Source organism: Bradyrhizobium shewense, assembly GCF_900094605.1.
In the GTDB taxonomy this organism is placed as follows: Bacteria; Pseudomonadota; Alphaproteobacteria; order Rhizobiales; family Xanthobacteraceae; genus Bradyrhizobium; species Bradyrhizobium shewense.
The window spans coordinates 322,022-337,190 of record NZ_FMAI01000008.1 but is presented as its reverse complement, the minus strand read 5'-3'; the positions used below and the strand labels follow the sequence as shown (position 1 = coordinate 337,190).

Sequence of the window (15,169 nt, the reverse complement as noted above, 5' to 3'; positions counted from 1 at the left end):
AAAACTGCGGCGAAATGGCGGGCCGTGCGTACGGCAAAACCGTGTGGTCCTGGCCGTCGTTGCTACGGTCAAGTCCTTGCGAAGGTGCGAGCGAGCCCAACCGGGCAGACTGCATCATCCAAATTCGCGGGGCGAGGGAGGCCAGAAGGAATGGTCGGCTCCCGGGAGATCACGGCATAAGCCGTCCAGCCATCGCGCAGGGAAGGCCGAGTGATCGGCACCACCTGTATGCTGCTGTGCGGTTCTTTCTGCGTGTGCATTTCGCGCAGCGGACCGCGGGTGCGAGCCAGCACCCGGCCTTCCCTGCGCCCTCTTGGATGAGAGGGGCGAACGATGAAGCAAAGCTCGGGCGAATGAAGCCGCGAGGCTGCAAAGCCGTGTGTGCAGCCACACACGCGCTGTCATCGCCCGGCTTGACCGGGCGATCCAGTATTCCAGAGGCGCTTGTGATTGAATCGAGAGGCCGCGGCGTACTGGATTCCCCGCCTTCGCGGGGAATGACAGTGGAGGTTGGAGAACGCAGATGCCGCCTCATACTCCGTCATTGCGAGGAGCCCTTGCGACGAAGCAATCCAGAATCCCTCCGTCGAAAGACTCTGGATTGCTTCGCGGCGCTTGCAACGACGCCGTGAAGGAAACGCGTCAAAACAAAAAGCTGCAGCTTGGGCCCTGATTCGATCGGAACCGAAGCTGCAGCTTCTGTCTGCTACGTGCTTACTGCTTGATCTTCCCGTCCTTGTCGAACTGGGAGACGTAGGACCAGAGATTGTTGATCTCGGTCTCGTTCTTGATGCCGGCGAACGCCATCTTGGTGCCGGGGATCTTGGCCTTGGGGTCCTTGATGTATTCCTTGAACACGGCCTCGTCCCAGGTGATGCCGGAATTCTTGTTCGCGTCCGAGTAGCTGTAGCCCTCAGCCGTGCCCGACTTGCGGCCGTTGAGACCGTTGAGCTCGGGACCGACCTTGTTCTTGGCGCCTTCGCCGATCGCGTGGCAGGCCAGGCATTTGTTGAACGATGTCTTGCCGGCCGCGACATCCTGCGCCATCGCGGCGGGTGCGGTGGCAATCATGGTGAGGATCGTCAGTGCGCCAAAAGTCAGTTTTGTCATCGGTTGCTCTTCGTCTCTTCCCTGGTGGGTCTGGCCTGGTCGGTCGCTTGCCGGATCGGCAATCGCCCGACGGGGCGGTTTTGGCAGGCCTGCTCGGCCTGGACAAGCCACCAAACCATGACAGGTTTCACGATTTCCGACTTGTCCCAGAGCGAACTGGCGAAGGATCGTCGATCCGACTTTCGGATGGCCTACCCAAACAGGCGCGGACGTGATTGATTTGGCGAGACAAATTGATCGTGCGGCGTGAGCCGGAAAGATATGCCATGAAGGATTTGATATGGCCATCATGATGCCTGCGAGCGACCAGGCGGTGCTCGCGCGCCGCGCTGAGATCGTTGCTGCATTGCGCGCGATCGTGCCCGGCGAGGGCGTGATCGATACGCCTGCCGAGATGCGGGCCTATGAATCCGACGGGCTGACGGCCTATCGGCAACCGCCGATGGTCGTGGTGCTGCCCGATACGACCGAGCAGGTCTCGCTGATCCTGAAATATTGTGCAGGGCAAGGTATCAAGGTGGTGCCGCGCGGCTCCGGCACATCGCTCTCAGGCGGGGCGCTGCCGCTCGAAGACGGCGTGCTGCTGGGGCTCGGCAAGTTCAAGCGCATCCGCGAGATCGATTTCGACAATCGCATCGTCGTCACCGAGCCCGGCGTCACCAACCTCGCCATCAGCCAGGCGGTCGCTCATGCCGGCTTCTATTACGCGCCCGACCCGTCCTCGCAGATCGCCTGCTCGATCGGCGGCAATGTCGCGGAGAATTCCGGCGGCGTGCACTGCCTCAAATACGGCATGACCACCAACAACGTGCTCGGTTGCGAGATCGTGCTGATGAGCGGCGAGATCCTGCGCATCGGCGGCAAGGGGTGCGAGAACCCGGGCTACGATTTGATGGGCGTCATCACTGGCTCTGAAGGGCTGCTTGGCGTCATCACCGAGATCACGGTGCGCATCCTGCAGAAGCCGGAGACGGCGCGCGCGTTGATGGTCGGCTTCGCCGAGGTCGAGGCCGCCGGCGAATGCGTGGCGCGCATCATCGGCGCCGGCATCATCCCTGGCGGCATGGAGATGATGGACAAGCCGGCGATCCACGCCGCCGAGGCCTTCGTGCATGCCGGCTATCCGCTCGATGTCGAGGCGCTGCTCATCATCGAGCTCGACGGCCCCAAGATCGAGGTCGACGAGCTGATCACGCGGGTCGAGACCATTGCACGAGGCTGCGGCTCGGTAACGCTGCAGATCTCCAATTCGGAAGCCGAGCGCAATCTGTTCTGGGCCGGCCGCAAGGCCGCGTTCCCGGCGGTGGGGCGCATCTCGCCCGACTATCTCTGCATGGACGGCACAATTCCCCGCGGCGCGCTGCCGAAGGCGCTGGCGCGCATCCGCGAGCTCGGCGAAAAATACCAGCTCGGCTGCGCCAACGTGTTCCACGCCGGTGACGGCAATCTGCACCCACTGATCCTCTATGATGCCAACAAGCCCGGCGAGATCGAGCGCGCCGAAGCCTTCGGTGCCGACATCCTGCGCGCCTGCGTCGAGTTCGGCGGCGTGCTCACCGGCGAGCACGGCGTCGGCATCGAGAAGCGCGACCTGATGCCCGACATGTTCAGCGAGATCGACCTCAACCAGCAGCAGCGGCTGAAATGCGCCTTCGATTCGCAAGGCCTGCTCAATCCCGGAAAAGTGTTTCCGACCCTGCACCGCTGCGCCGAGCTCGGCCGCATGCATGTGCATGCCGGCAAGCTGGCGTTTCCTGATTTGCCGCGGTTCTAGCGTCGGTCGCTGCGCCTCGCTGCAACGCGCCAAATTTGCTTTCCGTTCTAAACTTGGATACCGGCTCAGTCGTGGATACGCTTAAGGTCAGAGACGCCAAAGACGTCGAAGAGGTGGTGCGCGCGGCGATTGCCAATGAGCAGCCGCTCGAGATCATCGGTCATGGCAGTAAGCGCGGCATCGGCCATGCGATGGCGACCAATGCCGTGCTCGACCTCTCCGCGCTGAACGCCGTCACTTCCTACGAGCCGAACGAGCTGATCATCACGCTCCAGGCCGGTGCGCCGCTGGGCGACGTGCTGTCGCTGATCGATGCCAAGAACCAGCAATTCGCGTTCGAGCCAATGAACACCGCGCCGCTGCTCGGCACGCCCGCGCTCGGGACCATCGGCGGCATGATCGCGGCTGGGCTTGCCGGCCCGCGTCGGATCAGGGCAGGCGGGGCGCGCGACCATTTGCTCGGGGCGCACGCCGTCTCGGGCTTCGGCGACAGCTTCAAGACCGGCGGCAAGGTGGTGAAGAACGTCACCGGCTACGACCTCTGCAAGCTGCTCGCGGGGTCCTGGGGCACGCTGTCTGTCATGACCGAGGTCACGCTGAAGGTGATGCCCAAGCCCGAGGCCGAGCGGACGCTGCTGCTCCGCGGCCTCGACGATGCCGCCGCCAACAAGGCGATGACCGTGGCGCTCGGCTCGCCTTTCGACGTTTCCGGTGCGGCGCACCTGCCGAAATCGGCGTTCCGGGCGAAGACCGACGGGCTTGGCGATCTCGCAGGTCAAGGCGAGGCGCTGACCGTGCTGCGGCTCGAGGGCATCACTGCCTCAGCCGCCCACCGCGCCAACTCGCTGCGGGAATTGCTGGCGCCGTTCGGAACCGCGTCTCTGATCGAGGACGCGGCGTCTTCGGCGCTGTGGGGGACTCTCCGCGACGTGCTGCCGTTCGCGGCCGGCGGCGCGCTCGGCACCTGGCCGGTCTGGCGGATCGTCTGCCCGCCGGCCTCAGGCGCTGCGCTCGGCACGCAATTGGCGCGTGAGACCGGCGGCGACGTGATCTATGATTGGGGCGGCGGGCTGATCTGGGCGGCATTGCCGCCGAAGGGCGACGCGCATGCTCCGGCGGTGCGGATGCGTGCCAACGCCGTCGGCGGTCACGCAACGCTGATCCGGGCGGCCGAGGATGTCAGGCGCGATGTCGACGTCTTTCATCCGCAGGCGCCGGGCGTTGCCGCCCTGAGCGAGCGGGTGCGCGCCAGTTTCGATCCAAAGGCCGTTCTCAACCGGGGCCGCTTGAGCCGAGGCGCTGTGGCATGAAGACCGAATTCTCACTCGCCCAGCTTGCCGATCCCGACATCGCGGAAGCCGACAAGATCCTGCGCGCCTGCGTCCATTGCGGCTTCTGCACCGCAACCTGTCCGACCTATGTGCTGCTCGGCGACGAACTCGATAGCCCGCGTGGTCGCATCTATCTGATCAAGGAGATGCTGGAGAAGGACCAGGCGCCGACGGCGGAGGTGGTCAAGCATGTCGACCGCTGCCTGTCGTGCCTGGCCTGCATGACGACTTGCCCCTCGGGGGTGAACTACATGCATCTCGTCGACCAGGCCCGGGTCAGGATCGAGCAGCGTTATGAGCGGCCTCTGGCTGAGCGGCTGCTGCGCCAAGTGCTGGCTTTCGTCCTGCCCGACCCGCAGCGTTTCCGCATCAGCATGGTGCTGGCGCGGGTGGCCCGTCCGCTTGCCGTTTTCCTGCCGACGCCGCGGCCCTCGGCGACGCCCGGCCTGATCCAGCGCATCAAGGCGATGCTGGCGCTGGCCCCGCACCGGCTGCCGCCGCCGGGCCCCGCCGCCGGCAGCGTGTTCGCGGCGCTCGGCAAGAAGCGCGGCCGGGTCGCGCTGCTCCAGGGCTGCGCCCAGCAGGTCCTGGCGCCGCGCATCAATCAGGCGGCCATCAGTCTTCTCACCCGCCATGGCGTCGAGGTTGTCCTGGTCCGGGACGAACAGTGCTGCGGCGCGCTGACCCATCACCTCGGCAACGATCAGGATGCATTGGCGCGGGCGCGAGCCAACGTCGCGGCGTGGCGGAAGGAAGCGGCCGGCGAGGGGCTCGACGCCATCCTGGTGACGGCGTCCGGCTGCGGCACAGTGATCAAGGACTACGGCTATCTGCTGCGCGAGGATGCTGCGTTCGCCGCCGATGCGGCGAAGGTATCCGCGCTCGCCAAGGACATCACCGAATACATCGCCGGCCTCGCACTCGAGCCGACTGCGCGACAGGACAACATCGTCGTCGCCTATCACTCGGCGTGTTCGTTGCAGCATGGGCAGAAAATCACGGGCCTTCCGAAAGAATTGCTTTCCAAGAATGGATTCGTGGTGAAAGATGTACCCGAGAGCCATTTGTGTTGCGGTTCGGCGGGGACCTACAACATTCTCCAGCCCGAGCTTGCGGGCCGGTTGCGCGATCGCAAGGTCGCCAACATCGCAAGCGTCAAGCCGGACATGATTGCCGCGGGCAATATCGGCTGCATGGTGCAGATTGCCAGTGGCACGTCAGTTCCGGTCGTACACACGATTGAGCTTCTCGATTGGGCTACGGGCGGGTCGCGGCCGGCATTGAACGCGCAAGTTTGAGCTTTCAAGCCTGAGCTTTCCTCCGGAGGCGACGGTAGAACGACGCCCGATCGACCATTGTTCGTCGACAACAGGAGGACCACGATGGCGAAAGCGAAGAAGAAAAAAAGCAAGAAGGCCAAAAAGGCGAAGAAGGCTGTAGCGGCGAAGAAATCCGCGAAGAAGGCAGCCAAGAAGTCCGCGAAGAAGTCTGCCAAAAAATCTACCAAGAAAGCAGCCAAGAAAGCTTCGAAGAAGGCCGCCCCAAAGAAGGCCGCCAAGAAGGCTGTGAAGAAGGCAGCCAAGAAAGCAGCCAAGCCGGCTGCTCCGAAGAAGGCCGCGAAGAAAGCGGCACCGAAGAAGGCGAAGGCAGCTCCCGCGCCGAAGCCGTCAGCGCCGGCGCCAGCTCCGGCTCCCGAGCCGGCCGCCGAGACGAGCTGGGCGATGCCTTCGTCTTCTGCGGAAGCGGCGCCGGCCGAGGGACAAGGCTAGGTCCCATCCAGCGACCGCGATCGCCAACAACAGAGAAGGCCGCTGCGGTGACGCTGCGGCCTTTTTGCATCGCCGCAGGGCCTCCGGAAGCCTTCCGTTCACGGCGCCTGTTTGATTCGTAGCCCGGATGCCACGCTAGCCGCCTTCCCCGTACTTGCACGGGTCCTGCCGTGCACTTTGGAATGCAAATAATGTGATCGAGAAGACACACAGCCCGACAACCTTTCGTGGAATCGTCAAAACGCCCAAAAAGTCGGCAGATGCCCGTGATTTTTGCTTCACGGTCCCCCTCCCTCAATCCAGATTGTCGCAGTAACGCAATTTTGCAGACAAGTCGTTTGCCCCGGGGGCTTCCGGGATCCGACTGGGTAAGAACTGGCGATGGGGATCGAAATGAAAAAACTGGCTTTGTTGGCAACGGCGCTGGCAATGGTGACGACGGGTTCGGCTTTCGCGGCAGACTTGCGCGTGAAGGCATTGAAGGCCCCGCCGCCGCCCGCCTTCGATCCCTGGGATATCGCCTTCGGCGCCGGTATCATGAGCGACTACATCTTCCGCGGTGTCACCCAGTCGAACCATAATCCGTCGGTCACGGCCTATTTCGAGCCGCGCTACAACGTCAACAAGGACCTCCAGCTCTACATCGGTACGTCCGCGTCGAGCATCTCCTTCCCGAACCGCGCCGCCGCCGAAGTCGATATTTACGGCGGTATCCGCCCGACCTTCGGCATGTTCGCCTTCGACTTCGGTGTCTGGGGCTACCTGTATCCGGGCGGAAGCTGCTTCGGCTCGCAGGGCACCCTTGCTCAGGGCAATTGCGGCACCAGCCTCGACAACTCCCAGGGCGCGATCGGCCTTCCGATCAACGGCAACTTCGCCAAGAAGGACGCGAGCTTCTTCGAAGCCTATGCCAAGCTGAACATCGCCATCAACGACCAGTGGACGGTCGGCTTCAACGAGTACTACTCGCCGAATTTCCTGAACCTCGGCGCCTGGGGCAACTATGCCTCGATCACCGCCAAGTGGACCGCGCCGAGCACGACCTTTGGTGCCAGCGGCGTCGGCATGTACGTATCGGGCGAGTTCGGCCGCCAGTGGCTCGGCACCTCCGACATCTTCTACGGCATTGCGGGTGACCCCCTGTACGCCAACGGCATCAAGGAGCCGAGCTACAACACCTGGAATCTCGGTGTCGGCTTCACCTACAAGGTGTTCACCCTCGACCTGCGCTACTACGACACGGACCTGTCGAAGGGTAATTGCAACGCCTTCACCAGCGACTTCTCGGCCACCAACTCCAGCCCTGGCTTCGTGACGCCGATCAATGGCGGCGCCAATGCGGCCACTGCGTTCGGCTCCAACTGGTGCAGCGCGGCGGGCGTCGCCAAGCTCTCGGTCGACCTGACCGCGATGAGCAACCTGAAGTAAGGTCTTTCCGAAACGATTTGACGAGGGCGGCAGAGCGATCTGCCGCCCTTTTACTTTGGAGAGAGGGCGACGGCTGGAGCTACGCGTGCCGTGCGCGGCGAGCGCGATGTGGCCACATCGTCATGGCCGGGCCTGACGCGCCTGCGGGGCTGCTTCGGCGAGGCGAAAGCCGGGCGGGCGAGACCAGCCCGGACGTGACGAGGGTTGCGGAGCGGCCGCTCGAGCCGCGCGCACCGAACAGACCGCCGCTGCGCCGCGCCTCAGCGCGCCGCGGTCGGCTCCGCCCGGGCCGGCTCGACGGCTTTACCGAGGACGTGGATCTCGCCGTCCTCCACCAATGCCACCTTCCGGGTGTGGAAGGCGTCGAGCGTCGAGCGGTGGCCGATCGAGACAATGGTGGCCTGCGGCAGCTTCTCCGTCAGCAGCCGATAAAGCCGGTCCTCGGACGGCTCGTCCAGCGAGGCGGTCGCCTCGTCGAGGAAGAGATAGTCCGGCATGTGCAGCACTGCACGAGCGAGCCCAAGGCGTTGCTGTTCGCCGAGCGACAATGTCCGGTTCCAGTGGCCGTGCTCGTCGAGCCGGTCCGCCAGCCGCGGCAGGCCGACTGCAATCAAGGCGTCGCGGATCTTCTCGGGCGGGACCGAGCCGTGCTCGGTCGGGTAGATGACGGCGTCGCCAAGCGCGCCGATCGGGAAATACGGCCGCTGCGGCAGCATCATCAGCTTCGACGTCTCGGGAATGGCGATCGTGCCGGTGCCGAACGGCCAGACGCCGGCAATGGCCCGGAACAGTGTCGACTTGCCGGAGCCCGACGGGCCGGTCACCAGCACCCGCTCCGACGGCTGGATCGTGAAGGCATCGGCTGCGACCAGAGGCGCGCCGTTCGGCAGTTTGACGAGCAGTTGCTCGAGCGCGATTGCCTTGCCGTTCGATGGTGCGATGTCGATGGTCGGTTCGAGCGCCGCGCCGTGGGCGGCAGAGCTGACCGACATCTCGAAGCCATCGAGGCGGGCGATCACCGCGCGCCACTCTGCGAGCGAGCGATAGGCGGTGACGAAGAACGACAGCGCATCCTGCACGCTGCCGAACGCCGAGCCGGTCTGCATCATGTCGCCGAGCTGGATGCGCTTGGCGAAGTAGGCAGGCGCCACCACCACATAGGGAAAGAGCGTTGCAGCCTGACCGTAGCTTGCCGTGAAGGCGGTCAGGCGCTTGGTCCGGCCCATGATCTCGTACCAATTGCCGATGACGAAGCCGAAGCGCCGCAGGAGATGCCCTCGCTCCGCGTTCTCGCCTTTCAAAAGGGCGATCTGCTCGGAATTTTCGCGCACGCGGATCAGGTTGAAGCGGAAGTCGGCCTCAAAGCGCTGCTGCTCGAAATTGAGATTGATGAGCGGGGCGCCGATCCAGTGGGTCAGCGCGGTACCCAGAATAGCGTAGGCCAGGGCGCACCAGACCAGAAAACCGGGCACGAGGATATCGGTGCCGTAAATGTACAACGGGGCCTTGTAGGACAGACCCCAGAGGATGACGACGAACGAGGCCAGCGTCACGATCGACGACAAAAGACCGAGGCCGATGGTCAGCGTTTGCTCGACGAAATTCTTGACGTCCTCGGTGATGCGCTGGTCCGGATTGTCGGCGGCATCGCCCTTGAGCTGCATGCGGTAATGCGTGGCGCCCTCGAGCCATTCGCCGAGATAGTGTTGCGTCAGCCATTGCCGCCAGCGGATCTGGAGCCACTGGTTCAGGTAGAGTTTGTAGACGGCCAGTGCGACGAAGGTGAAGGCAAGCCCAAGGAAGATCCAGACCTCCTTGACGAATTCGGGCAGATCGTAGGCCTGCAATGCGCTGTAGAACCGGTTCTGCCACTGATTGAGCAGCACGTTGATCGCGACCAGCACCAGCTCCATTGCGACGACGACGGCGAGCAGGCCGCGGCCGGCCCATTTGTCTTCCGACCGGAAATAGGGGACGGCGATTCGCCAGACGATCGCGAGCGTGGCGGTGAGGTTCTTCACAGAGCGGAGTCTCCTAGGGGGATGTGCACAACGGCCCGGAGCCAGAGGCTTGAGGCAATGGCGGAAATGGGCGCGCTTAGACTAAAGTCGCAAGTGCTGCAATTTGCGTTGGCTTGTCGCAGCTTGCAACCCTAGCATGGGGTTCGACGGCGCGGGGTGGGGTGCTCCGGGATTTCGCGAGCTTGTGAGCGGGACGGGAACCGCCGCATTCGCAAGGAATTCGCGTCCAGCTCGGGGGTTATCGCTTCCAGCGTCAAGCACGATCGGCTCTCCACGCGGGCCGTCTGCCGCAAACATGCGTGGGGGAGGAAGACCATGTGGAATCAAGTCTATGATCCGCTGAACAGCCCGGTGCTGTCGACGATTGCGGCGGCGGTGCCCGTCGTCACGCTGCTGGTCCTGATCGCGAGCGGCCGCGTCCAGGCGCATATCGCGGCGATCATCGCCGTGATCGTGGCCAATTTGATCACGATCTTCGTCTTCACCATGCCGGCGAACATGTCGATCCGCGCCTCGGTGCTGGGGATCGTCACCGGCTTCTTCCCGATCGGCTGGATCGTGCTCAACGTCATCTTCCTCTACCAGGTGACGGTGAGCACGGGACGCTTCGAATTGCTCAAGCGCGCCATCGGCGGCGTCACCGAGGACCGGCGGCTGCAATTGCTGCTGATCGCGTTCTCCTTCGGCGCGTTCTTCGAGGGCGCCTCGGGCTTCGGCACGCCGGTCGCCATCACCGGTGCCGTGCTGATCGGCCTCGGCTTCTCGCCGCTCGCGGCGTCCGGCCTGTCGCTGATCGCCAACACCGCGCCGGTCGCCTATGGCGCGCTGGGCACGCCGATCCAGGGCCTTGCCTCGGTCACCGGGCTCGATCCCTACATCCTCGGCGCGATGGTCGGCCGGCAATTGCCGGTCTTCTCGCTGATCGTGCCGTTCTGGGTGGTGTGGGCGTTCGCGGGCTGGAAGGGCATGAAGGATGTCTGGCCGGCGATCCTGGTCACCGGCGTGTCGTTCGCGATTCCGCAATTCGTGATCTCGAACTTCATCAATCCCTGGATCGTCGACATTGGTGCGTCGCTGATCTCGATGGGCGCGCTGATCCTGTTCCTCAAAGTCTGGCAGCCGAGGCAGCTCTGGCTGTCGCCGGCGCTGCGCGGCCGCGATGAATCGGCAGCCACCATGGCGGCGGCCAAACCGCTCGACAAGACGCCGCTGACCCAGAGCGAACTGTTCGGCGCGCTGCTGCCCTGGATCATCGTTTGCGTCGTGATGCTGATCTGGGGCAACGGGGCGTTCAAGGCCTGGGCGAATTCGATCTTCGTCTGGAACTATCCCGTGCCCGAGCTGCACCAGATGATCAACAAGATGCCGCCGGTCGCGCCAGGGCCGACGAAAGAGAGCGCCGTGTTCGGCTTCACCTACCTGTCCTTCACCGGCACGGGCATGCTGATCGCGGCGATCATCTCCGGTGTCCTGATGGGCGTCGGTCCCGGCAAGCTCGTGACCGAGTACGGCCGTACCATCCGGCTCTGTGCGATCTCGCTGATCACGATCTCGGCGATGCTGGCGATCGGCACCTTGACGCGGCTCTCCGGCGTCGACGCGACGCTGGGCCTCGCCTTCGCCGCAACCGGCGTGCTCTATCCCTTCTTCGGCACGCTGCTCGGCTGGCTGGGCGTGGCGCTGACGGGATCGGACACGGCGTCCAACGTGCTGTTCGGCAACTTGCAGAAGATCACCTCCGAGCAGCTCGGCCTGTCGCCGGTCCTGATGGCCGCGGCGAACTCGTCCGGCGGCGTGATGGGCAAGATGATCGACGCGCAGTCGATCGTCGTCGCCTCCACCGCCACCAACTGGTACGGGCACGAGGGCACGATCCTGCGCTTCGTGTTCTGGCACTCGATCGTGCTGGCCTGTCTCGTCGGCGTGCTCGTGACGTTGCAGGCCTATGTCTGGCCGTTCACGGCAATGGTCCTGAAGTAGCAGGCCAACTCCGGCTCGAACGCAAATCCCCGCGAGGTTCCGCCCCGCGGGGATTTTTGCGTCCAATCAAATCTCATCGCGCTCCAGGTGGCGCGAACCTTCTCAATGGCGCCGCCGTCTTATAGAAGGTGCGGCAAATCAGGTCGGACGAGAGGTCTCATGGTTTCGCTCAAGCGATTGGTGTGTGCTGCGGTTGCAATGCTCGCGATGTCCATTGTCGCGCGTGCCGAGGATGGTTTCCCGTTCGGCACCGAGATGACGCTGGAAGCGTTGCCGCAAGCAGGCTCGAAGCGAATTCCGAACATCGAGATCGGCGACCATGGTGAGGTCGTGCTCGAGCTCTGGTGCAAGGGCGGCAAGGGCCAGTTCTCAGTCGCCGGCAACACCGTGATTTTTGTCCCTGGTCAGATCCAGGACCGCTCCTGCCAGCCGGCAAGGGCGCAGGCCGACGACGATCTGGTCGCAGCACTGAGCAGTGTCGAAACCTGGAAGCGTCAGGGCGACGTGCTGACGCTGATCGGCCCGAAGCCACTGCGTTTTCGGACGACGGGGAATTGACCGTTTGGTCATTCCGGGGCGCGCGAAGCGCGAGCCCGGAATCTCGAGATTCCGGGCTCGGTGCTTCGCACCGCCCCGGAATGACTGCGTCACTTCCAAACCGATTTGTCGGCGTCCCAGCGCTGGCCCCTGAGCTCCTTGGCGAGCGCCTCGACCGAACCGTTGTCGTCGGGCTGCTCGCCTTCCTCGTCGACCGACGTGTCGTCGGAGAGATTGAGCTTGGCGCCGCTGCTCTCGTCGGCGGTCGTGGTCGCGGGGCTGCCGATCCACAGCATGAGCTTGTCGGTCGTGCCCGGCTTGTCGGGCGAGACGAGCCCTGCGACCTCGATCGTGTCCGTGAGATCGAGCGCGGGGAAATCCGGGTTCGGCCGCTTGAAGACCAGCTTGAGCTTGCCTGTGGCGGGGTTGAAGCTCTGCGAGACCGGCTTTGCCGCGAGCGTCCGGCTCAAAACGTTCGAAACGGCGGCCGCGAGCTTGTCCTTGCTGATCTTGTCGCCCTCGCGCCAGTCGGCCGCGGCGAAGCGGATGGTGCGGTCCATCTCGGTCATGCCCGCGGTCCAGCCCGCGGAGGTGACGCCCGGCGTCGCCTTGAATTTCGCCAACAACGCGCCGGCGCGCTCGGGATCGACCGACATGTTGATGGTCTGCTCGCCTGCGCGTAGCGCATCGCAGCCGACCGTGAGACTCGCCAGCGTCACCTCGACCGCCTGGCCCTTCAGGCTCTTCAGGAAGTCGGTTGCATTATCGAGCTTGACCTTGACCGCGATCGCCTCCGGCGAGACATCGGTGAAATCCTTCGGCTGCGGCGTGATGCCGTCGTCGGAGGTCTGGTTGTCCTGAAATTCCTTCTCGCTGAGATCGGAATTGTCGGGCGAGGTCACCTCAGTCACCACCTGACCAATGCTGATCTGGCCGCGGAATTCGAAGGTGTCCCCGGCCTGCTTGCGCAGCAGCTTGACGCTGATGGGCGCCTTCTCGCTGATGCTCTGCGTGGTGCCGGTCAGGGTCTGGCCCGCGACCTGGAGGTTGACGACGAAGCGGTCCTTGCGGTCGGAATTCTTTGCGACGGGATAGCAGACGTCGAGCACGGCCGCCGTCACCGTCTTGCCCTGGCGCGTCTCCTTCAGGATCACGTCGGCATTGCCGTCCATCAGCCCGTCGATCGAGGTGAAATAGCGTGTCTCCGGACCACCGGGCGTCGTGGCCCTCGGCGACAGCTTCATCTGGGCGGACGCGGGATGCGGCGAAGCTGCAAGCAGAGCTGCCAAAAGGGCTGTCGAACAAACCAGAAGCGCACGCATCGATGAAATCCTCGCGCAACGGGCATGATTCGGAGAAGTGTGAAGCGGTTTTCCGAGAGGATCATGCCCAAACTATTCGAATCGGCGCGTCACCGTAGTGGGTTTTGGCCGTCGGTTGAATCGGAAAGCGGAGGGGCAGGGTCGGCAAAAAAGAAGGCCGCCCGGAGGCGGCCTTCGCAACATTGTAACGGAACGGAGGCTCAGAAGCCGCCCATGCCGCCGCCGCCGGGCATCGCGGGCGAGGCTTCCTTCTTCGGCGTTTCGGCGACCATGGCCTCGGTGGTGACCAGCAGGCCGGCCACGGAGGAGGCGTCCTGGAGCGCGGTGCGCACCACCTTGGCGGGATCGATGATGCCCTTCTCGACCATATCGACATAGTCCTCGTTCTGGGCGTCGAAGCCGAAGGTCTCGGACTTGTTCTCAAGGATCTTGCCGACCACGATCGAGCCTTCCACGCCCGCGTTCTCGGAGATCTGGCGGATCGGAGCCTCCAGCGCCTTCAGCACGATGTTGATGCCGGCCTGGACGTCGGCATTGGCGTTGGTGAGACGGCCCACCGCCTTCTTGGCGCGGAGCAGCGCGACGCCGCCGCCGGGGACGATGCCTTCCTGCACCGCGGCGCGGGTGGCGTTGAGGGCGTCCTCGACGCGGTCCTTCTTCTCCTTGACCTCGATCTCGGTGGCGCCGCCGACGCGGATCACCGCGACGCCGCCGGCCAGCTTGGCGAGACGCTCCTGAAGCTTCTCACGGTCGTAGTCCGAGGTGGTCTCCTCGATCTGCGCCTTGATCTGGCCGACACGGGCCTCGATGTCCGGCTTCTTGCCGGCGCCCTTGACGATCGTGGTGTTCTCCTTGTCGATCACGACCTTGCCGGCGCGGCCCAGCATCTTCACCGTGACGTTCTCGAGCTTCATGCCGAGGTCTTCGGAAATGAGCTGGCCGCCGGTGAGGATGGCGAGGTCCTCGAGCATGGCCTTGCGGCGATCGCCGAAGCCCGGCGCCTTGACGGCGGCGACCTTGAGGCCGCCGCGGAGGCGGTTGACGACCAGGGTGGCCAGCGCCTCGCCCTCGACGTCTTCGGCGATGATGACGAGCGGCTTGCCCGACTGCACCACGGCTTCCAGCACCGGAAGCATGGCCTGCAGGCCCGAAAGCTTCTTCTCGTGCAGGAGGATGTAGGCATCCTCGAGCTCGGCGGTCATCTTCTCGGGGTTGGTGACGAAGTAGGGGCTGAGATAGCCGCGGTCGAACTTCATGCCCTCGACGATGTCGACTTCGGTGTCGAGCGACTTGTTCTCTTCGACGGTGATGACGCCTTCGTTGCCGACCTTCTGCATCGCCTGGGCGATCATCTTGCCGATGGCGGCATCGCCGTTGGCGGAGATGGTGCCGACCTGGGCGACCTCGGAGGAGGCGGCGACCGGCTTGGCGCGCTTCTCGATGTCCTTGATGACCGCCGCAACCGCGCTGTCGATGCCGCGCTTGAGGTCCATCGGGTTCATGCCGGCGGCAACCGCCTTGGCGCCTTCGCGCACGATGGCCTGGGCCAGCACGGTGGCGGTGGTGGTGCCGTCGCCGGCGAGGTCGTTGGTCTTGGAGGCGACCTCACGCACCATCTGGGCGCCCATGTTCTCGAACTTGTCCTCGAGCTCGATCTCCTTGGCGACGGTGACGCCGTCCTTGGTGATGCGGGGGGCGCCGAAGCTCTTCTCGATGACGACGTTGCGGCCCTTCGGGCCGAGCGTCACCTTGACGGCGTTGGCGAGAACGTCGACGCCGCGCAGCATGCGATCGCGCGCGTCTCCGGAAAACTTGACGTCTTTGGCAGCCATTTTAGCAATCCCTCGTGTTTGGTGATGTGTCTGCGGCGCTTCTCTCTCCGTCATTGCCGGGCCTG

Annotated in this window: 11 protein-coding genes; 7 read left to right on the top strand and 4 right to left on the bottom strand. The window is 64.3% G+C overall.

The window, feature by feature from the left end:
• Window positions 1–714: 714 nt before the first annotated feature.
• Window positions 715–1,110, bottom strand: coding sequence for a cytochrome c-550 CycA (cycA, locus tag GA0061098_RS18325; protein WP_091958783.1), 396 nt, complete (start codon window positions 1,108–1,110; stop codon window positions 715–717).
• Between the two features lie 280 nt (window positions 1,111–1,390).
• On the opposite strand from cycA, the gene GA0061098_RS18320 reads away from it, so the two are divergent.
• The 5 genes from GA0061098_RS18320 to GA0061098_RS18300 all read left to right on the top strand — a co-directional run bounded on the left by GA0061098_RS18320 (window position 1,391) and on the right by GA0061098_RS18300 (window position 7,412).
• Complete coding sequence (locus GA0061098_RS18320) at window positions 1,391–2,884, top strand: FAD-linked oxidase C-terminal domain-containing protein (protein WP_091958780.1); 1,494 nt, start codon at window positions 1,391–1,393, stop codon at window positions 2,882–2,884.
• A gap of 71 nt (window positions 2,885–2,955) precedes the next feature.
• Complete coding sequence (locus tag GA0061098_RS18315) at window positions 2,956–4,194, top strand: FAD-binding protein (RefSeq protein WP_091958855.1); 1,239 nt, start codon at window positions 2,956–2,958, stop codon at window positions 4,192–4,194.
• Window positions 4,191–5,513 carry a glycolate oxidase subunit GlcF gene (gene glcF / locus GA0061098_RS18310; RefSeq protein ID WP_091958778.1) on the top strand — a complete coding sequence of 441 codons (1,323 nt, stop codon included), beginning with the start codon at window positions 4,191–4,193 and terminating at the stop codon, window positions 5,511–5,513. The genes GA0061098_RS18315 and glcF overlap by 4 nt, the downstream gene beginning before the upstream one ends.
• 84 nt (window positions 5,514–5,597) lie before the next feature.
• Complete coding sequence (locus GA0061098_RS18305) at window positions 5,598–5,984, top strand: histone (protein WP_091958775.1); 387 nt, start codon at window positions 5,598–5,600, stop codon at window positions 5,982–5,984.
• A gap of 393 nt (window positions 5,985–6,377) precedes the next feature.
• Window positions 6,378–7,412: a TorF family putative porin gene (locus GA0061098_RS18300; RefSeq protein ID WP_091958852.1), complete on the top strand. Its 1,035-nt coding sequence runs from the start codon at window positions 6,378–6,380 to the stop codon at window positions 7,410–7,412.
• A gap of 260 nt (window positions 7,413–7,672) precedes the next feature.
• On the opposite strand, the gene GA0061098_RS18295 is transcribed toward GA0061098_RS18300, so the two are convergent.
• Window positions 7,673–9,433, bottom strand: coding sequence for an ABC transporter ATP-binding protein/permease (locus tag GA0061098_RS18295; protein WP_091958772.1), 1,761 nt, complete (start codon window positions 9,431–9,433; stop codon window positions 7,673–7,675).
• A 315-nt stretch (window positions 9,434–9,748) separates the two neighbouring features.
• On the opposite strand from GA0061098_RS18295, the gene GA0061098_RS18290 reads away from it, so the two are divergent.
• Both GA0061098_RS18290 and GA0061098_RS18285 read left to right on the top strand, forming a co-directional pair.
• The gene (locus GA0061098_RS18290; protein ID WP_091958769.1) at window positions 9,749–11,413 is read left to right on the top strand and encodes an L-lactate permease; all 1,665 of its coding nucleotides are present in this window, start codon (window positions 9,749–9,751) and stop codon (window positions 11,411–11,413) included.
• Window positions 11,414–11,572: 159 nt separating this feature from the next.
• Window positions 11,573–11,971, top strand: a complete 399-nt coding sequence (locus GA0061098_RS18285) for an META domain-containing protein (RefSeq protein WP_165637443.1) — start codon at window positions 11,573–11,575, stop codon at window positions 11,969–11,971.
• 89 nt (window positions 11,972–12,060) lie between these two features.
• On the opposite strand, the gene GA0061098_RS18280 is transcribed toward GA0061098_RS18285, so the two are convergent.
• Both GA0061098_RS18280 and groL read right to left on the bottom strand, forming a co-directional pair.
• Window positions 12,061–13,272 carry a hypothetical protein gene (locus GA0061098_RS18280; protein ID WP_091958764.1) on the bottom strand — a complete coding sequence of 404 codons (1,212 nt, stop codon included), beginning with the start codon at window positions 13,270–13,272 and terminating at the stop codon, window positions 12,061–12,063.
• A gap of 200 nt (window positions 13,273–13,472) precedes the next feature.
• Window positions 13,473–15,104, bottom strand: a complete 1,632-nt coding sequence (gene groL, locus GA0061098_RS18275) for a chaperonin GroEL (protein WP_091958762.1) — start codon at window positions 15,102–15,104, stop codon at window positions 13,473–13,475.
• Window positions 15,105–15,169 lie beyond the last annotated feature (65 nt).